This window comes from Bradyrhizobium sp. C-145, from assembly GCF_023375135.1.
Classification (GTDB): Bacteria; Pseudomonadota; Alphaproteobacteria; order Rhizobiales; family Xanthobacteraceae; genus Bradyrhizobium; species Bradyrhizobium zhanjiangense.
The window spans coordinates 6,288,712-6,305,886 of sequence record NZ_CP088150.1 but is presented as its reverse complement, the minus strand read 5'-3'; the positions used below and the strand labels follow the sequence as shown (position 1 = coordinate 6,305,886).

Genomic DNA, 17,175 nt, shown 5'->3' with positions numbered 1-17,175 from the left:
CGTTCGCGTTTCAATATCGCTCGGCGACGAAATTCATTCCCTTTAGGCTGGCCTGGTCGTTGTAGCGTCCCTTCTCGGAGCGCTTCGGCAGCTTGATCTTGTCCTTATTGATGCGCTTGTAGGGGATCGCGCCGAGGAGATGCGCGATGCAGTTCAGCCGTGCCTTTCGCTTGTCATCGGAGCGGATGATGTACCACGGCGCTTCCTTCGTGCTGGTCTGCTTGAGCATCAGATCGCGAGCTCGCGAATAGTCGTACCAGCGCCGGTAGGACTCTAGATCCATCGGGCTCAGCTTCCATTGCCGCACGGGGTCGTCGATGCGCGCATGGAAGCGGCGTTCCTGCTCGTCCATGCCCACTTCGAGCCAGATCTTGATCAGGATGATGCCGCCATCGATGACATATTTCTCCATCTGCGGGCACAGCGTGAGGAAGCGCTCGTGCTCGGCGGGGGTGCAGAAGCCCATGACGTATTCCACGCCCGCGCGATTGTACCAGCTTCGGTCGAAGATCACGATCTCGCCGCCGGCCGGAAATCTCTCCATGTAGCGCTGGAAGAAGAGTTGCGTCTTCTCGCGGTCGGACGGCGCCGGCAGGGCAACGACGCGGAACACGCGCGGGCTGACCTTCTCGGTGATCGCCTTGATCGTCCCGCCCTTGCCGGCGGCGTCCCGGCCTTCGAACAGGACGATGACCCGCAGCTTGTTCTCCCGCACATAATCCTGGAGGTGGCACAGCTCGACCTGGAGCTTTTCAAGCTCCTTCTCGTAGTCCTTACGCTTCATCCGCTCCGCAGATACGTCCTTGGCCATGCCGATCCTTCCTGTTGCTCGTCAATCGTCCCAGGAGATGGTCACGCCGATGTCGCCGGGCACACCGCCGGGGAACTCGATGATCTGATAGGAGATGCGATAGCCGCGCGGTTTCAGATAATCGGTCCAGAGCTGGAAGATCTCTTTGGGGATGCCGGTCAGGGTGTTCTCCCAGCCCTTTTCCATCTGGTTGATAGCGCGTCCCTTGTCGGTGCAGAGGGAGTTGGGGAAACGATAGACCAGCACCTCCGTCAGGCCATTTCGCACCGCACGCTGGATGATGGTCGAGGCGAGCTTGATCTTCTCCTCTTCGGTCTTGCCGGAGGGCTTGCGCAAGCGCTCGATCAGCGCGCGCTTCTCGGCCTCGGCAGCGGTTGCGAGACGGACATATTCCTCCGCCTTTTCGGCCTCCTTGAGGGCGGCTTCCTTCCGAATCTGGGCGGCGTTGGGGATGAGATCGTCGAGGCCGGGCATGGCTGCGGCTCCTGATGGTTATCCAATCAGCATCCGGGGAACGCTAAGTCCGGCGGAGGGCGTTCCCTTGATTCAAATCAAGCAAACCGGAAGCCTGTCCGAACACAGTGGCACACATGCGCATTTGACCGGGAGAGACGTTTGAGCGACCAGCTTCATCCGATGGCCCCGCACCATCTGCCATTCTATCTCGCGCCGGGCAGCGGGACCGATACGCTGATGGTGGTGATGGGCATATTTCTGATCGGGACCGTGCTCTGGGTCGGCACGCTCTATTGGAAGCTGCACAGCCTGCCGGAGCGGATGGCGCACAAATCGCAAAAATTGCAGTTCGAGCTCGTTGCAGTGCTCGGCCTGATCTCGCTGTTTACGCACATGCATATCTTCTGGATTGCGGGGCTTTTGCTCGCATTGATCGATCTTCCCGATTTCGGCACACCGCTGCGCAGCATTGCCGGGTCGGTCGAGAAGATTGCAGAGGCGACGCCGGCCGGCAGTGGCGAGGAAATCCCGACAGACGCTGCGGCTGCGCCACCTCCAGCGGAAAAGCTGGGACCCGCCAAGGAGAAGGAGCCGAGCCATGCTTGAGCTGCTGATCTGCTCCCTCGTCACGATCCTGCCGGACTACCTCTACCGTCGCTACGCCCAGGGCAAACGCTTCGGCAAGGAGATCACCTTCTTCTCGATCTGGTACGAGCTGCGCTGGGGCATCACCGCCTGCCTGATGCTGACGGTATCGCTGATCACGATGATCTTCTATTTCCATCCGTCCACGTCGTCGGCGGCTCTCTATTTCCGCACCGTGCCGATCCTGCCCGAAGGCTCGGGCCGCGTGGCGGAGGTCAAGGTCGGCTTCACTGCGCCGGTCAAGAAGGGCGATGTGCTGTTCACGCTGGACGCCTCGAAGCAGCGGGCCGCCTACGAGACGGCGAAGCGAAAGGTCGCGGAGGTCGACGCCGCCATGCAGACGGCGCAGGCCGACGTGGTCAAGGCCGAGGCGCAGATCGGCGAGGCGAAGGCGAACTATCAGCAGGCCAAGGACGAACTTGAGGTCAAGAGCGAGCTTCAGCGTCGCAATCCCGGCATCGTCCCGCAGCGTGATATCGACAAGCTCCAGGTGCTGGTTGACCAGCGCCAGTCCGGCATCGATGCCGCAACGGCCGCGAAGCAATCGGCATCCTTGCAGGTCACCACCCTGCTGCCGGCACAGAAGGCCAGTGCGGAGGCCGCGCTCGACCAGGCCCAGGTCGATCTCGACAAGACCCTCGTGCGCGCCGGCGTCGACGGGCGGGTCGAGCAGTTCCTGGTTCGTCCCGGCGACGTCGTCAATCAGCTGATGCGCCCCGCCGGCGTTCTCGTTCCCGAAGGTGCTGGCCGCAAGGCGCTTCAGGCCGGTTTCGGCCAGATCGAGGCGCAGGTGATGAAGGAAGGCATGGTGGCGGAAGCAACCTGCATCTCAAAGCCATGGGTGATCATCCCGATGGTGATCACGACGGTGCAGGACTACATCGCTGCCGGACAGTTCCGATCCGGCGAGCAGCTGATCGATCCACAGAACGCCGTCCGTCCCGGCACCATCCTGGTGTTTCTGGAGCCGCTTTACAAAGGCGGCCTGGATGGGGTCACACCCGGCAGCAGCTGCATCGTCAATGCCTACACCAGCAATCACGAGGAAATCTCGGCCAAGGACACTCCGACCAGCCGGAAGATCGCGCTGCACGTCGTGGACGGCGTCGGCCTCGTACACGCGCTGCTGCTGCGTATCCAGGCGCTGTTGCTGCCGATCCAGACACTTGTGCTGAGCGGTCATTGAGCGGGATCTGATCGCGTCTTCGGGCCTGTCCGCGTACCGCAATTCTCGCTAGAATTAACCGCAATGCAGCCGTTGGAAGCCGCGGGAACGGAGCTGAGCGGGCGGATGTCCAGTGTTTCGGTCAGGTCGTGGCCGGGCGCGGCCGCGTTGTTATGCCTAGGCCTGTTCGTCGCCCTGTGCCTGTCGCCCAAACGCGCCGAGGCAGTCGAGCGAAGTCTGCGCGGCGAGCTCAAGCGCGTGCTGGTGTTGCATTCCTTCGGTCGCGAATTTCGGCCGTGGAGTGAGTATGCGCGTGACATCAAGGCCGAACTGGAGCGGCAATCGCCCTGGCCGCTCGATATCCAGGAGCACGCGCTGCTCACCGCGCGCTTCAACAATCCTGGTCCCGAGGCGCCTTTCGTCGAGTATCTGCACTCGCTGTACCAGGGGGCGATGCCCGACATCGTGTTGAGCATCGGCGCGCCTGCCGCCCGGTTTGCGCAGAAATACCGCGCCAGACTGTTCCCCCATACGCCGTTGATTCTCTCGGCAGTCGAGCATCGACTGATCAATCGCGCCGATCTCGGCGACAACGATGTCGTCGTGGCGATCCGGAACGATTTCGTGGCGGCATTCGACAACATCCTTCAGGTTCTGCCGGACACCAGGTCGGTTGCGGTCGTCATCGGTGCCTCGCCGCTCGAGAAGTTTTGGCTAGAGGAGGTGAAGCGGGAGCTGAAATCTTTCGGCGAGCGGGTAGAGCTCGTCTGGTATTCGGATTTGTCATTCGAGGAAATATTGAAACGCGCATCAAAGCTCCCGCCGCACACTGTGCTGTTTTGGGGCCTGATGTCGGTCGATGCGGCTGGGGTCGTCCACGAGAGCGATATCGCCTTGCGCAGCTTGCACGCAGTCGCGAATGCTCCGATCTTCTCCTACCAGGAGCCGTTCTTCGGTAACAGCACGGTCGGTGGGCCGATGCATTTGATTGCGGACACGAGTTCGAGGACCGTCACCGCCGCGCTCGGCGTTCTCGGCGGCGCGAAACCGGCGAGCATCCATTATGAGCCGATCGGCTTCGCTGCGCCGAGATATGATTGGCGGGAATTGCAGCGCTGGGGCATCAGCGAGAGTCGTTTGCCTCCCGGCAGCCAGATCCTGTTTCGCGAGCCGAACATCTGGGTGCGCTATCGCTGGCAGATGTTGATGATCGCGGCGGTATTCTTGGTACAGGCAGGTCTCATCAGCGGGTTGCTGCACGAGCGTCGCCGCCGCCGCGTCGCCGAAGTGGAATCGCGCCAGCGGCTTACCGAGCTGGCCCACGTCAATCGCTATTCGACTGTCGGCGAGCTCACGACCTCGATTGCCCATGAATTGAACCAGCCGCTCGGCTCTATCCTGACTAATGCCGAGACGGCGGAGCTCATGCTCAAGGCCAGTTCGCCGGACATCAACGAGATTCGTCAGATTCTTGCCGACATCAGGCGTGACGATCAACGTGCAAGCGAGGTGATCCGCAGGCTGCGCAGCGTTCTGAGAAAGACGCCGTTTGAAGTCAAGGACATCGAGCTCAACGATACGGTCCGCGAAGCGATCGGCCTTGTGAAGGCCGTCGCCGACGGACGCCGGATTACGCTGATCTATATGCCTGTGCTTGCCGATCTGCACGTCAAGGGAGATCCGGTCCAGCTTCAGCAGGTTGTTCTCAACCTGATCATCAACGCGATGGATGCGATCTCCGATGCGGACACCGGAAAGCGCGAGGTCAGCGTTTCAACCCTCCGTGCCGGCAATCAAGCCGAGATCAGGATCACCGATACGGGACCCGGAATAGCCGCCTCCGATCTCGCAAACGTCTTCGATCCATTCTTCACGACCAAGCCGCAAGGCATGGGCATGGGACTCGCGATCGCCCGAACCATCATCGAGGCCCACCACGGCGCAATTGTCGCGGCGAACCAGCTCTTCGGAGGAGCCCTGTTCACGATCCGGCTTCCGATCACCCGCTGACAGGCGGTATTTTGATGATCATGCCTTTGGATCGGTGGGGGAAAGTCGTCCTGGCCTAAAATCTGGGGCGCATGATCGTGCGTCCTCGCGCTGCAGCAGCCGCGACGAACTCGTTTCGTTGATCTCGATCAACAAACGCCTGCGCTCCGGCTTGATCTTCCCACGTTGGAAGTCTGAGGGAGGATGTGATGTTTCGCTGCGGCACGACCCTGATGGCGCTTGCGCTCCTCATGGCGACTGCGGTCGCTGCAACGGCGCAGACCACAACGACACCTGCAGCCCCAATCCCGCAGGCGCAACCAGCGAGCCCGCCTGCGGCGACTGCCGAGCTCTTGAAGCCCGAGCAGCTTGAAGCCTTGGTTGCGCCGATCGCGCTCTATCCCGACGAGCTGCTGGCCAACCTGCTGGCGGCCTCAACTTATCCGCTGGAGGTGGTGCAAGCCGATCGCTGGCTGAAGGAGCGCAAGCAGCTCAAGGGTGATGCGCTCAAGACGGAGGTGGACAAGCAGGGCTGGGACGACAGCGTCAAGGCGCTGACCAGTACCGCCGACGTGTTGACCATGATGAGCGACCAGCTCGACTGGACCAAGAGGCTCGGCGACGCCTTTCTCGCGCAGCAACCCGATGTGATGGACGCGATTCAGCGCCTGCGCTCCAAGGCCTATGACAACAAGAAGCTGGTCACGACCAAGCAGCAGAAGGTCAGTGTCCAGGCCCAGGAAGGCAAGCAGGTTGTCGTGATCCAGCAGGCCGATCCTTCGGCGATGTACGTGCCGTATTACGATCCGGCGACGGTCTACGGCACCTGGCCCTATGCCGAGTATCCGCCGTACTATTGGGGCTATCCGTCCTATATCGGCGCCGGCATGGTTGCGGCCGGAATCGCCTTCGGCACCGCTTGGGCGATCGGACGCTGGGGCAATTACTGGGGCGGCGGCTGCAACTGGGGTAACCGCAACGTCTACGTCAACCATCGCACCACCAACATCGGCAATGGCTGGCAGCACAATCCGGCGCATCGCCAGGGCGTTCGCTACAATAACACCAATGTTCAGCAGCGCTTCGGCAACAACAATCTGAAGTCTGGCGTGTCGGACCGGATGGATTTCCGCGGTCGTGACGGCAATCAGGTGCTGCGTCCGAATCAAGGTGCGGGAGACCGGGCCGGTGATCGTGGGGGTCCGGGTGATCGCGCAGGTGACCGTGCGGGCAACCGCGGCGATCGGCCCGGCGGTGGCGATCGCGCTCGGGCCACGGATCGTGCCAAGGGCGGCGGCGACCGGGCCAAGGGCGCAAACAAGGGCGGCGGAGATCGCGCCAAGGCTGCCAATCGAGCCGGCGGCGGTGCTGCCGCCAACCGTGGCGGTGGTGGCAACCGCGGCGGGGCAATGAACGTTTCGTCGGCCCGATCGGCGGCCGCGGCATCGGCGCGCGGGCGTTCGAGCATGGCAAGCATGCCGCGCGGTGGCGGCGGCGGTGGCTTTGCTGGGCGGGGCGGTGGTGGCGGAATGGCCATGCATGGTGGAGGCGGTTTCCGTGGTGGAGGCGGAGGAGGCGGCTTCCGCGGCGGTGGCGGCGGCCGGCGCTCCGATATCGCGCTGAAGCACGACGTTGTCCTGCTCGGTCAGCTCTCAAACGGCCTCGGCTACTATCGCTTCAGCTACATCGGCAGCGACAAGGCCTATGTCGGCGTGATGGCGCAGGAGGTCGAGCAGGTGATGCCTGCCGCTGTGACCCGTGGCAGCGATGGATATCTGCGTGTCCATTACGAAAAACTCGGGCTGACATTCCGCAGCTATGCTGAATGGCTCGCCGGCGGCGCGAAGATTCCCGTGGAGGTGACGCCATGACGGGCCTGAAATCGTTCCGCCGCGCGGTGCTGCCGGGCATCATGGCGCTGGCTCTGCTTGGCTCTGCGTCACAGGCACAGCAATCCTATAAGACGCCGGAGGACGCGGCGGCTGCGCTTGCGGCCGCGGTCAAGAGCGGACCAAGCGACATTCTGAAGGTGCTTGGGCGCGCTGCCGAAGACATCGTCGCCTCCGGCGACGAGATCGCCGACAATGACATCCGTCAGCGCTTCTCGTCGATGTATGACGCCAAGCACGGCATCAAGGCCGAGGGCAACAAGACTGCGACCCTGATGCTGGGGCCGGACGATTTCCCGTTCCCGATTCCGCTGGTCAACACCAGGACCGGCTGGGAGTTCGACACCGACGAGGGACGGATCGAGGTGCTGCGCCGTCGCATCGGCCGCAACGAGCTCGACGCAATCCAGACCGCGCTCGCCTTTGTCGACGCGCAGAACGAATATGCCGACAAGGACCGCGGAGAGGGCGCCGGCGTCTATGCGCAGCGCATCGTCTCATCGCCCGGCAAGAAGGACGGCCTGTTCTGGCGCGACGACAGCGACCCGAGCCCGCTCGGCGCGCTGGCGGCCGAAGCCTCGAAGGAGGGGTATCGCGCGGGCGATGTCGGACCTGAGCCCTATCACGGCTATTACTTTCGCATCCTCAAGGGGCAGGGGCGGGATGCACCCGGCGGCGCGCTCAACTACGTCGTCAAGGGCAAGATGATCGGCGGCTTCGCCTTGATCGCCTGGCCTGCGGAGTACGGCAATTCGGGCGTGATGACCTTTCTGGTCAACCATGCCGGCACCGTTTACCAGAAGGATCTCGGCAAGCGCACGGCCTTCATTGCCGAGCGGACCACGCTGTTCGATCCCGACGAGACCTGGAAGAAGGTCGATGCCCAAAAACCGTGAATGGCGCCGGCGCGCATTTCGCCTGATCGCGCTCCTGCTGCTGGCAGTCGGACTAACCATGCCGGCGACGCCGTCCTTCGCGCAAGCGGCCGGTCATGTCAGAGTCAAGATCGTCAAGGCGGGCCTCCTGGTCGGCGGTGGCGCCGGCAACGGCGTGCTGACGTACCGCGGTAAGACCTATCCGTTCAAGATCAGCGGCCTGAGTTTCGGCATCACGGTCGGCGCCACGGTCGGCCGTCTCGACGGCTGGGCCTCGGGCATCCGCGAGATCAGTGATTTCGCCGGTACCTACAGCTCCGTCGGTGGCAGTTTTGCGCTGGTCGGCGGCGTCAGCGGCGTTCACCTCCGCAACGAAAAGGGCGTGACGATGGTGCTGCAAGGCCCGAAGGCGGGACTCGAGCTGGCGGCCAATATCAGTGAGATCACGATCGCCTTGAGATGAAGCTCAAGCCGGGCGCGGGGATGCAAGATCGAGAGTCAGGCGTACTGTCCTCGGATCATCGCTTCTCGCAGGCTTGAAGCCTGACTTCGCGAACACGCTGCGCATGGGCGCATTGTCGGACAGAACCTCGGCCGTAAGCTCTTGCATCCCATGCTCTTGCGCGATGTCGATGAGGTGCCGCAGCAGCAGGGAGCCGATCCCGCGGCCTTGCCAGGCATCCACCACGACGAAGGCCATCTCGGCCCGTCCGGGATCTGTGACGACATATCGCCCGCCGCCGATGATGGTGAGACGACCCTGTTCTTCGACGAGGGCGGCCAGCGCAACGTGATTGCTGAAATCCACGTCCATGAAGAAAGCGCGTTCCTTCTCCGAGAAGTATCGTTTCATGACGAAGAACCGGCTCTGGAGCGAGCTCGGCCCGGTGCGCTCGATGGCAGCAAGCATATCCGCCTCGTCGCTCGCTCGAAGCGCGCGGATCTGGACCGGAGTTCCGTCCTTCAGTACGGCTTGCGCGCTGTAACTTGCGATTTGTGACATGCCGATATCGTCCGGCGAAATCAGCTCGTCAAGTGAGCCGCGTCTCATGAACTCGATTGCAGGATAAGAGTCCTTCGAGCGTGCAGATCATCTTGACCTAGATCAACGTTCGTCCTTGCCCGGCGCCGTCAATTGTCGAACCCGACAAAGAGGTCGAAACATGTCAATAGACAAGGTGCAAATTCCGGGCGGTCCAATGTCGGGGCTGTTCGCCTCGGCGATCGAATACTTGGTCGATGCGGGACAACGCAGTGTCCTATTCCTGGATATCATGCGCCGGCGCGGTGATCAGTACAGGGAACACCTCGCGCAAACCGCGCCGCATGTTCTCCAATATGCGGCCGAACTGATCATGGACGGCCGCAAACTCGTCGAGCCGGTCAATTACGCGCTGGTGCGCATCGTTCCGCCGGACAATGTCGAGATCGACGTGAACCGTCGGCCTTTCATTGTGATCGATCCGCGCGCGGGCCACGGCCCCGGCATCGGCGGCTTCAAGGCGGACAGCGAGATCGGCGTGGCAATGAAAGCAGGCCATCCCTGCTATTTCATCGGATTTCTGCCGGATCCGATGCCCGGTCAGACCATTGAGCGTATCGCGCGTGCAGAAGCCATATTCATCGAAAAGGTCATGGGCCTTCACCCGGATGCCGACGGCAAGCCCTGTGTGATCGGTAATTGCCAGGCCGGATGGGCCGTCATGATCCTGGCCTCGCTGCGTCCTGAACTGTTTGGGCCGCTGATCATCGCCGGCGCGCCGCTCAGCTATTGGGCCGGCGTGCGCGGAAAATATCCAATGCGCTACTCTGGAGGCCTCTTGGGCGGGAGTTGGCTCACGGCGCTCACCAGCGATCTCGGCGCCGGCAAATTCGACGGCGCCTGGCTGGTGCAGAATTTTGAGAACCAGAACCCGTCGAACACGCTGTGGACCAAGCAGTACAACGTCTATTCGAAGGTCGACACCGAGGCAGATCGTTATCTCGAATTCGAGCGTTGGTGGGGCGGCCACGTCAATCTAAACTCTGAGGAGATTCAGTTCATCGTCGACGAACTGTTCGTCGGCAACAATCTTGCGGCAGGCAACATCGAATTGCCCGACGGCCGCAAGGTCGATCTCCGCAACATCAGGTCGCCGATCGTGGTGTTCTGCTCGGAGGGCGACAACATCACGCCACCGCAACAGGCGCTGCATTGGATCTTGGATTGCTACGCCGACGTCGACGAGATCAGGGCCTATGGGCAGACCATCGTCTACACCGTGCACAAGAGCATCGGTCATCTCGGTATTTTCGTCTCCGGTGGCGTTGCCAAGAAGGAACATGCGGAGTTTTCCAGCAACATCGACCTGATCGACGTTCTTCCACCTGGGCTTTATGAAGCCACCTTCGAGGCGAAAGGCGAGGAGACCGCGAGTTCGGATCTGGTGGTCGGTCAGTGGGTAATGCGCTGCGAGGCGCGGACCCTCGATGATATCCGTGCCATGGGCAGTAATTCTCCCGAGGACGAGCGGCGCTTTGCCACGGCCAAACGCGTCTCGGAGATCAATCTGGCGGCGTACCGGAAATTTCTTCAGCCATGGATCAAGGCCATGGTGACGCCCCAGATGGCCGAATGGGCCCACAACAGGCACCCGCTGCGGCTGCAATACGAGCTCTTCAGCAGCCGGAATCCCTATATGGCGATCGTGAAATCGTTGGCCGAGAAGGCCGTCGAGGAGCGCAAGCCGGTCGCGAAGGACAACCCGTTCCTGGCGTTCCAGGAGCAGATGTCGAAGCAGATCGTGCATGCCCTGGACAGCTGGCGCGATTCACAGGAGGCGCTCAGCGAAGCGATCTTCCTCAGCGTCTATGGGTCGCCGGCGCTGCAGGCCGCAGTCGGAATTGATCCCACTTCCGTGCCATCCGGGCGGCGTGAAATGTCCGTCGAGCATCGCGCCATGCTCGAAAAGCGCATCGACGATCTGAAGTCGCGGATCGGCGAGGGCGGCCTTCGTGAAGCGGCGCTGCGCGCCTTGCTCTATGTCGGCTCGGCGCGGGGGATGGTCGACGAACGAAGTATCGAGGCTCTGCGCCAGATCCGCCGCAAACATGGTGGCGCACGCATGAGCCTTGCCGAATTCAAAATGCTGGTGCGGGAGCAGTTCTTCATGCTGCTGCTCGATCGTGACGGGGCGCTCGGCGCTATTCCGAAGCTGTTGCCTGACGACATGAATCGTCGCCGCGGGGCTTTCGAGGCGATCGAGCAGGTGCTTTCGGCCAGTGAGGATGTCACGGGCGAGCGCGCAATCCGCCTGCGGCAGGTCGCCGGCTTGTTTGGCATCGACACAATGGAAGATGCCGAAAAGGCGTCGAACGTTGCCCCTTTCGATCCGAAAGCGAAGGCCTCGTAACGCGAGTTGCAACGATCGGGAGCGACATCATGTCACTAGATGCGACGGCCACGCACTCTCCCAGCAAGTATGATCGCCTGATCGCCGCGGCCAAGGCGATCCCGCCGACGCCGACCGTCGTCGTGCATCCCTGCGACGAGACATCGTTGCGGGGCGCCGTCGACAGCGCGGCGGCCGGCATCATCCGGCCCCTGCTGGTCGGGCCAGAACGGAAGATCAGGGATACGGCCGCCAGGTTCGGACTGAACATTTCGGGCTATGAGATCGTCGATGCCGCTCACAGCGACGATGCCGCGGCGAAGGGCGTCGAATTGATCCACGCCGCCCGCGGCGAACTGCTGATGAAGGGCAGCCTGCACACCGATGAGTTAATGCGGGCCGTCACCGCGAAGGCCGGAGGTTTGCGGACGGATCGACGTATAAGCCACGTTTTCGTCATGGACGTGCCGGCCTACGCCGAGACTATCTTTGTCACTGACGCCGCCATCAACATCTTTCCCGATCTGGATGCCAAGCGGGACATCATCCAGAATGCGATCGACCTCTACAACCAGGCCGGCTTCGGCCAGTCGCCGCGGGTCGCCATCCTCTCTGCGGTCGAAACGGTCACATCGAAAATTCCATCCACGATCGAGGCTGCGGCGCTCTGCAAGATGGCGGACCGCGGACAGATCACCGGCGGCGTGCTCGACGGACCGCTGGCGTTCGACAATGCGATCGACCTGGAGTCCGCGCGGATCAAGGGCATCAAATCCGAGGTCGCCGGCCGGGCACAGATCCTGGTCGTGCCTGACCTTGAATCGGGCAATATGCTCGCTAAGAATCTCGCCTATTTCGCCAAGGCCGACGGCGCCGGCATTGTGCTCGGCGCGCGCGTGCCGGTCGTCCTGACCTCGCGTGCGGACAGCCCGCGGGCACGGATGGCGTCCTGCGCGGTCGCGGCACTTTATGCTCACGCCCGGCGCCAGAAGGCGCCGACCATTGCGGCGTGACCGTCATGGACAGCATCCTCGTCGTCAACGCCGGCTCGTCGAGCGTCAAGTTCCAGGTCTTCGTGATCGAGGGGGAAGGCACGCTTCGCCGGTTGATCAAGGGGCAGGTGGACGGCATCGGCAGCCGCCCGCGCCTGCGGGCGAGCGGTGCGGGCAGCGATCCCATGGCCGACCGGGCGTATCCGGTCGAGGCCATTCCGGACGTTCCGGCGGCGATGAACGTGGCAGGCGAATGGCTGCGGAACGAAGTTCGTATCCATCCCATGGCGGTCGGGCATCGCGTGGTGCACGGTGGAGCGGACTATGATCGGCCGGTTCTGGTCGATCATGGCGTGGTGGCGCGGCTGGAGCGCTTCGTCGCCCTGGCGCCGCTGCACCAGCCACACAATCTGGCGCCGATCCGCTCGATCCTGGCCAATTTCCCGACCGTGCCGCAGGTCGCCTGCTTCGATACCGCGTTTCACCGCACGCACGGCCCGCTGGCCGATCATTACGCCATTCCGCACCAGCTCCATGCCGAAGGCGTGCGGCGTTATGGCTTCCACGGGCTTTCCTATGAATACATATCCAGAACGCTACCCCAGACTGCACCGGAGATCGCAGAACGGCGCGTGATCGTCGCCCATCTCGGCAGCGGCGCATCGATGTGCGCCATGAAGGGCGGACAAAGCGTCGAGAGCACCATGGGATTCACCGCGCTTGACGGGCTGCCGATGGGCACGCGCCCCGGCCAGCTCGATCCGGGCGTCGTGCTGTATCTAATGTCCGAGAAGGGCATGACTGCCTCGAAAGTGCAGGATTTCCTCTATCGCGATTGCGGATTGAAAGGTCTGTCCGGCGTCAGCAACGACATGCGCGAACTGGAGGCAAGCACCGATCCGCAAGCAAAGCTGGCAGTCGATTATTTCGTCTATCGCATTGGCCTCAACGCCGGGATGCTCGCCGCTGCGCTGCAAGGTGTTGACGCGTTCGTCTTTACCGCCGGCATCGGGGAGAACTCGAGCGGCATTCGGGCCCGCGTTGCGGCACACCTCGGTTGGCTCGGCGCCGCGCTTGATGCAACCGCGAATGCCCGCCACGCACGGCTGATATCGACGAAGAACAGTCGCCTCCCGGTCTACGTCATCCCGACTGACGAGGAGCTGATGATCGCGCAGCATACGTTGTCGCTGCTGATGAACGGCCAATCGCCGAACCCCAGACATGAGAGGGTGTCATGATTCCAGTATATCCGGACAGCAAAGTCGCCCTGAAGGGGAAGAAAGGTCTCGTCGTCGGCATCGCCAACGACCAGTCGATCGCCTGGGGCTGCGCCAGGGCGTTTCGCGCACTCGGCGCCGATCTCGCGGTCACTTACCTGAACGACCGCGCCAAGAAGCACGTCGAGCCGCTGGCGCAGGCACTGGCGGCGCCGATCTTCCTGCCGCTCGACGTCATGGTTGAAGGCCAGATTGAAGCGGTGTTCGAGCGGATCAAATCGGAGTGGGGCCAGCTCGATTTCCTGCTTCATTCCATCGCATTCTCGCCGAAGGAGGCGCTGCACGGCCGCGTCGTCGATGTCGGCCGTGACGGCTTCCTGAAGACCATGGACGTCTCCTGCTGGTCATTCCTGCGAATGGCACATCTTGCCGAACCCTTGATGAAGAACGGCGGCACGATGTTCACCATGACCTATTACGGCAGTCAGATGGTGGTGGAGAACTACAACATCATGGGCGTCGCGAAGGCAGCCCTCGAGGCCTGCGTCCGTTACGCTGCCGCCGAATTAGGCCCGAAAGGCATCCGGGTCCACGCGATCTCGCCAGGACCGCTCGCCACGCGCGCAGCATCAGGCATTCCCGAATTCGACGAGCTGATGGACAAAGCGCAGTCGAAAGCTCCCTCGCGCAGCCTCGTCAGCATCGATGATGTCGGCAATGCCACAGCGTTCCTGGCGCTCGACGGCGCCAAGCTGATCACCGGTGGTGTGCTCTATATCGATGGCGGCTATCACATCATCGATTGATCGCGCCGCCGCGTTGCCAAGCCGGGCTGGCAGTCTGGGCCATGGGCTGACGATGGCATATTGCCACTGTGTTGCCCGACGGGTCAACCTCTTTCGTAAAATAAGAAATCGTAATGCCCGTCAACCTCATGGCTACTGTGCATGGGGTTGTTTTTCGACTTTTTTGATTCAGCGATAGTGCAACGCGATCAACTCGGCGACGCAAGCAGGCTTCTTGCCGTGCTCGATCTCGATCACGAGGTGATAGTTGACGCGCAGCCCGTCCGGCGGCACGTCCTCGGCTTCGGCAATCGTGACGCGGCCGCGCAGTTTCGAGCCCGCCGGCACCGGCGCAAGATACCTGATCCGGTCGGCGCCGTAGTTGAGCGTGTTGCGCAGGCCCTTCAGGCCGATGACCGAGCGGATGAAGAGTGGGGCCAGTGCCAGTGACAGTAGGCCGTGGGCGATGGTCTTGCCGCCGGGCATCTCCTGCTTCGCGCGCTCCTGGTCGACATGGATCCATTGCTCGTCGCAGGTCGCCTCGGCGAATTGGTTGATGCGGTCCTGCGTGATCTCGATCCAGTCGCTGGCACCGATCTCGGAGCCGACGGCAGATTTGATCTCATCGAAGTCGCTGAATATTCGCATGGGTTAACCTGCTCAGAGTCTCATTTCCGGAACACTGTCGGGGATGGCGAGCTCGGCCTCCGTTAGCGCCAAGACCTCGCCGACGCTCATGCCGGGCGCGGTTTCGAGCAACGTGGCCTTGCCATCGGGGAAACCAATCACGGCCATGTCGGTCACAACCAAATTCACAGGACGCGCCGAGGTCAGCGGCAAGGAGCATTTTGCCACGATCTTCGACTTGCCCTTCGCCGCGTGCTGCATGGCGACGATCACGCGTTTGGCACCGCTGACGAGGTCCATTGCGCCGCCCATGCCCGGCACCATCTTGCCAGGGATCATCCAATTGGCCAGATGGCCGTGTGCATCGACCTGAAGGCCGCCGAGCACAGTGACATCGACGTGGCCGCCGCGGATCAGTCCGAACGACATTGCGCTATCGAAGGTGGAGGCGCCCGGCAGCGCACTGATCGGGCGCCCGCCGGCATCGGTGAGTGTTGGATGGGCCATGCCCTGCTCTGGAATCGGCCCGGTGCCGATCAATCCATTCTCCGACTGGAAGAAGACTTTCAGATCGGACGGCACGTAGTTCGCGACCAGCGTCGGAATGCCGATCCCGAGATTGACGAGATTGCCGCTCCTCAACTCCTTGGCGACGCGCCGGGCGATGATGATCTGGGGATCCACGATGTCACCCGTTGGTGATGAGATAGTCGACGAGCGGCGCGGGGGTGACGACGTGATCGGGCGCAATCACGCCGACCGGGACGATATGCTCTGCCGTCACGATGACGGTGTCCGCCGCCATCGCCATGACCGGGTTGAAATTGCGCGAAGTGAGCGCGTAGGCGAGGTTGCCGAGATAATCGGCAAGGAAGGCGTGCACCAATGCGAATTGCGCCCGCAGCGCCGTTTCCAGCAGGAATGGCTTGCCGTCGACTTCGATCTGACGCTTGCCTTCTGCAACCAGCGTTCCGACGCCCGTGGGTGTCAGCACGCCGCCGAGACCACATCCGCCGGCGCGGATGCGCTCGACGAACGTGCCTTGCGGAACGAGATCAACGGCGATCTGATTGGCGAGCATCTGCTGCTGCGCCTTCGGATTGAGGCCGATATGCGTTGCCGTCAGCTTGGATACCAACGCCTGATCGAACAGCTTGCCGACGCCCTTGCCGGGCGTCGCCGCGTCGTTCGAGATCAAAGTCAGGCCTGCCTTCTTCTGGCGAACGACTTCGTCGAGCAGCCGCTCCGGGGTCCCGACTCCCATGAATCCGCCAACCATGACGCTGGCGCCCGCCGGGATCATCGCAACGGCTTCTTCGACGGAAACGGCCTTCATGATTGAAACTCCCGGTCGGCCGACGATGGGCGGAAGGGCGGCAATGAGCTGATGTTGGAGCTCGACGATTGCTCTCCCTTGATCTGCATCAAGGCTTCCAATCATTCAATTCGGGGTGCGTGGATGCCGATGCTTCCGAGTATTTCGTGCCAGAGCTTGCGAACGCCGGCGTGACGCTGTTCGAGGACCGCATTCACCGCATTTCGATGCGGCGCCAGGTCCGCACCCGCTCCGCCAGCCGATAAGTAGCGAAGTTGTGTGTTTCTTTCCCTCCAGGAATGCGATCAACGAATCCATCTGCGGCCGGCTTGTGAACGAGATCGCCGAAATTGCCTTTGCGAGAACCGGCCCCGGAGAAGCTCGACCAACTCCTGACTGCCATTCACGGCCATACCAAGATGACGCTGGTCAAGGAAAGGTACATGCATGACTTGATTGCTACTGCCACGCGGGAGAACTTGGCGATCGCCAAAGCGCATATTGAGCGGATGGTAGCGATCGTGGAGGCGATCATACGCCAGGGCATCGAATCCGGCGAATTCCAGGTTGAAGATGCCGCGGAAGCCGCACGAGCGGTCAGGTTGGCGTTCATGCCATTCTTCCATCCGATTCTGATCGAGCACTGTGTTCAACAGCGCGGAGACACGGAGGCAGACATGCGCGGCCAGATTCGCTTTATCCTGAAGGCGCTCGGCAGGTCTGACCAAGCAGTCTGCCGTATTCCGGCATGATGCATTCACGCGCCGGCCGCGAGAGGTGGGACGCTCTTCCCCCGGAATAAACGTTTCTGATCCAAGAGTTCATCCTGACCCGTCGGCGAGCGTAGATTGAGGGTGCCGTTCTGGAACAAAGTCCCTCCTGGGCGTTGTTTTGGTATGGTTCGTGAAGGCCCAGCAGAGCCGCCCCCTCCGCCCAAGGAACCCTATCCGGCAGAGAAGGCAAGGGGCGGAGAGATCATTCTTCGCACGCCGGCGAGAAGAGCGATCTTCTTGGCCGGGCTTATCGGTGCCCTGG

At 62.2% G+C, this 17,175-nt stretch carries 17 protein-coding genes; 11 read left to right on the top strand and 6 right to left on the bottom strand.

What is annotated here, in order from left to right:
- Nucleotides 1-10: 10 nt before the first annotated feature.
- Nucleotides 11-811, bottom strand: a complete 801-nt coding sequence (gene ppk2, locus LRP30_RS29770) for a polyphosphate kinase 2 (protein ID WP_128932321.1) — start codon at nucleotides 809-811, stop codon at nucleotides 11-13.
- 21 nt (nucleotides 812-832) lie between these two features.
- Nucleotides 833-1,285, bottom strand: a complete 453-nt coding sequence (locus LRP30_RS29765) for a hypothetical protein (RefSeq protein ID WP_128932322.1) — start codon at nucleotides 1,283-1,285, stop codon at nucleotides 833-835.
- Between the two features lie 162 nt (nucleotides 1,286-1,447).
- Here LRP30_RS29765 and LRP30_RS29760 point away from each other — a divergent pair, with 162 nt between their 5' ends.
- From LRP30_RS29760 to LRP30_RS29735, 6 genes are all read left to right on the top strand, one after another.
- Nucleotides 1,448-1,873 (top strand): hypothetical protein, encoded by a 426-nt coding sequence (locus tag LRP30_RS29760; protein ID WP_128939518.1) that lies wholly within the window; start codon nucleotides 1,448-1,450, stop codon nucleotides 1,871-1,873.
- On the top strand, nucleotides 1,866-3,098 hold the full coding sequence (locus tag LRP30_RS29755; RefSeq protein WP_249757059.1) for an HlyD family secretion protein: 1,233 nt from the start codon (nucleotides 1,866-1,868) through the stop codon (nucleotides 3,096-3,098). The genes LRP30_RS29760 and LRP30_RS29755 overlap by 8 nt, the downstream gene beginning before the upstream one ends.
- 105 nt (nucleotides 3,099-3,203) lie before the next feature.
- Complete coding sequence (locus LRP30_RS29750) at nucleotides 3,204-5,087, top strand: HAMP domain-containing sensor histidine kinase (RefSeq protein ID WP_249757058.1); 1,884 nt, start codon at nucleotides 3,204-3,206, stop codon at nucleotides 5,085-5,087.
- A gap of 188 nt (nucleotides 5,088-5,275) precedes the next feature.
- A complete protein-coding gene (locus LRP30_RS29745) occupies nucleotides 5,276-6,937 on the top strand; it encodes a DUF3300 domain-containing protein (protein WP_249757057.1) in 1,662 nt (553 codons plus the stop codon).
- Nucleotides 6,934-7,851: a DUF2950 domain-containing protein gene (locus LRP30_RS29740; RefSeq protein WP_128932326.1), complete on the top strand. Its 918-nt coding sequence runs from the start codon at nucleotides 6,934-6,936 to the stop codon at nucleotides 7,849-7,851. The genes LRP30_RS29745 and LRP30_RS29740 overlap by 4 nt, the downstream gene beginning before the upstream one ends.
- On the top strand, nucleotides 7,835-8,293 hold the full coding sequence (locus tag LRP30_RS29735; protein ID WP_249757056.1) for a hypothetical protein: 459 nt from the start codon (nucleotides 7,835-7,837) through the stop codon (nucleotides 8,291-8,293). Before LRP30_RS29740 ends, LRP30_RS29735 begins: the two co-directional genes overlap by 17 nt.
- Nucleotides 8,294-8,296: 3 nt before the next feature.
- Here the strand turns inward: LRP30_RS29735 and LRP30_RS29730 are convergent, their stop codons facing one another.
- Nucleotides 8,297-8,833: a GNAT family N-acetyltransferase gene (locus LRP30_RS29730; protein ID WP_128939409.1), complete on the bottom strand. Its 537-nt coding sequence runs from the start codon at nucleotides 8,831-8,833 to the stop codon at nucleotides 8,297-8,299.
- A 160-nt stretch (nucleotides 8,834-8,993) separates the two neighbouring features.
- Between LRP30_RS29730 and LRP30_RS29725 the strand changes: the two genes are divergently transcribed.
- From LRP30_RS29725 to fabI, 4 genes are read left to right on the top strand one after another with little or no spacing between them, the layout of a single operon-like run.
- A complete protein-coding gene (locus tag LRP30_RS29725; RefSeq protein WP_249757055.1) occupies nucleotides 8,994-11,222 on the top strand; it encodes a DUF3141 domain-containing protein in 2,229 nt (742 codons plus the stop codon).
- A 29-nt stretch (nucleotides 11,223-11,251) separates the two neighbouring features.
- Nucleotides 11,252-12,214: a phosphate acetyltransferase gene (locus LRP30_RS29720; RefSeq protein ID WP_249757054.1), complete on the top strand. Its 963-nt coding sequence runs from the start codon at nucleotides 11,252-11,254 to the stop codon at nucleotides 12,212-12,214.
- A 5-nt stretch (nucleotides 12,215-12,219) separates the two neighbouring features.
- On the top strand, nucleotides 12,220-13,434 hold the full coding sequence (locus tag LRP30_RS29715) for an acetate kinase (protein WP_249757053.1): 1,215 nt from the start codon (nucleotides 12,220-12,222) through the stop codon (nucleotides 13,432-13,434).
- Complete coding sequence (gene fabI / locus LRP30_RS29710; protein ID WP_249757052.1) at nucleotides 13,431-14,219, top strand: enoyl-ACP reductase FabI; 789 nt, start codon at nucleotides 13,431-13,433, stop codon at nucleotides 14,217-14,219. Before LRP30_RS29715 ends, fabI begins: the two co-directional genes overlap by 4 nt.
- A gap of 168 nt (nucleotides 14,220-14,387) precedes the next feature.
- Here the strand turns inward: fabI and LRP30_RS29705 are convergent, their stop codons facing one another.
- Genes LRP30_RS29705 through LRP30_RS29695 form a run of 3 tightly spaced genes read right to left on the bottom strand, consistent with a single transcriptional unit; the run spans nucleotide 14,388 to nucleotide 16,161 of the window.
- The gene (locus tag LRP30_RS29705) at nucleotides 14,388-14,846 is read right to left on the bottom strand and encodes a MaoC family dehydratase (protein WP_128932333.1); all 459 of its coding nucleotides are present in this window, start codon (nucleotides 14,844-14,846) and stop codon (nucleotides 14,388-14,390) included.
- Between the two features lie 12 nt (nucleotides 14,847-14,858).
- Complete coding sequence (locus LRP30_RS29700; protein WP_128939405.1) at nucleotides 14,859-15,509, bottom strand: 3-oxoacid CoA-transferase subunit B; 651 nt, start codon at nucleotides 15,507-15,509, stop codon at nucleotides 14,859-14,861.
- Nucleotides 15,510-15,513: 4 nt separating this feature from the next.
- Nucleotides 15,514-16,161 carry a 3-oxoacid CoA-transferase subunit A gene (locus tag LRP30_RS29695; protein WP_128939404.1) on the bottom strand — a complete coding sequence of 216 codons (648 nt, stop codon included), beginning with the start codon at nucleotides 16,159-16,161 and terminating at the stop codon, nucleotides 15,514-15,516.
- A gap of 398 nt (nucleotides 16,162-16,559) precedes the next feature.
- On the opposite strand from LRP30_RS29695, the gene LRP30_RS29690 reads away from it, so the two are divergent.
- Complete coding sequence (locus LRP30_RS29690) at nucleotides 16,560-16,892, top strand: hypothetical protein (RefSeq protein ID WP_249761854.1); 333 nt, start codon at nucleotides 16,560-16,562, stop codon at nucleotides 16,890-16,892.
- Nucleotides 16,893-17,175 lie beyond the last annotated feature (283 nt).

What these genes read in the sequence shown, in the direction of transcription:
- LRP30_RS29735 (WP_249757056.1), top strand. Translation starts at nt 7,835, where the DNA reads ATGCCCAAAAACCGTGAATGGCGCCGGCGCGCATTTCGCCTGATCGCG.
- LRP30_RS29760 (WP_128939518.1), top strand. Translation starts at nt 1,448, where the DNA reads ATGGCCCCGCACCATCTGCCATTCTATCTCGCGCCGGGCAGCGGGACC.
- LRP30_RS29755 (WP_249757059.1), top strand. Translation starts at nt 1,866, where the DNA reads ATGCTTGAGCTGCTGATCTGCTCCCTCGTCACGATCCTGCCGGACTAC.
- LRP30_RS29765 (WP_128932322.1), bottom strand. Translation starts at nt 1,285, where the DNA reads ATGCCCGGCCTCGACGATCTCATCCCCAACGCCGCCCAGATTCGGAAG.
- LRP30_RS29720 (WP_249757054.1), top strand. Translation starts at nt 11,252, where the DNA reads ATGTCACTAGATGCGACGGCCACGCACTCTCCCAGCAAGTATGATCGC.
- LRP30_RS29750 (WP_249757058.1), top strand. Translation starts at nt 3,204, where the DNA reads ATGTCCAGTGTTTCGGTCAGGTCGTGGCCGGGCGCGGCCGCGTTGTTA.
- fabI (WP_249757052.1), top strand. Translation starts at nt 13,431, where the DNA reads ATGATTCCAGTATATCCGGACAGCAAAGTCGCCCTGAAGGGGAAGAAA.
- LRP30_RS29715 (WP_249757053.1), top strand. Translation starts at nt 12,220, where the DNA reads ATGGACAGCATCCTCGTCGTCAACGCCGGCTCGTCGAGCGTCAAGTTC.
- LRP30_RS29705 (WP_128932333.1), bottom strand. Translation starts at nt 14,846, where the DNA reads ATGCGAATATTCAGCGACTTCGATGAGATCAAATCTGCCGTCGGCTCC.
- LRP30_RS29740 (WP_128932326.1), top strand. Translation starts at nt 6,934, where the DNA reads ATGACGGGCCTGAAATCGTTCCGCCGCGCGGTGCTGCCGGGCATCATG.
- LRP30_RS29690 (WP_249761854.1), top strand. Translation starts at nt 16,560, where the DNA reads ATGACGCTGGTCAAGGAAAGGTACATGCATGACTTGATTGCTACTGCC.
- LRP30_RS29745 (WP_249757057.1), top strand. Translation starts at nt 5,276, where the DNA reads ATGTTTCGCTGCGGCACGACCCTGATGGCGCTTGCGCTCCTCATGGCG.
- ppk2 (WP_128932321.1), bottom strand. Translation starts at nt 811, where the DNA reads ATGGCCAAGGACGTATCTGCGGAGCGGATGAAGCGTAAGGACTACGAG.
- LRP30_RS29730 (WP_128939409.1), bottom strand. Translation starts at nt 8,833, where the DNA reads ATGTCACAAATCGCAAGTTACAGCGCGCAAGCCGTACTGAAGGACGGA.
- LRP30_RS29695 (WP_128939404.1), bottom strand. Translation starts at nt 16,161, where the DNA reads ATGAAGGCCGTTTCCGTCGAAGAAGCCGTTGCGATGATCCCGGCGGGC.
- LRP30_RS29725 (WP_249757055.1), top strand. Translation starts at nt 8,994, where the DNA reads ATGTCAATAGACAAGGTGCAAATTCCGGGCGGTCCAATGTCGGGGCTG.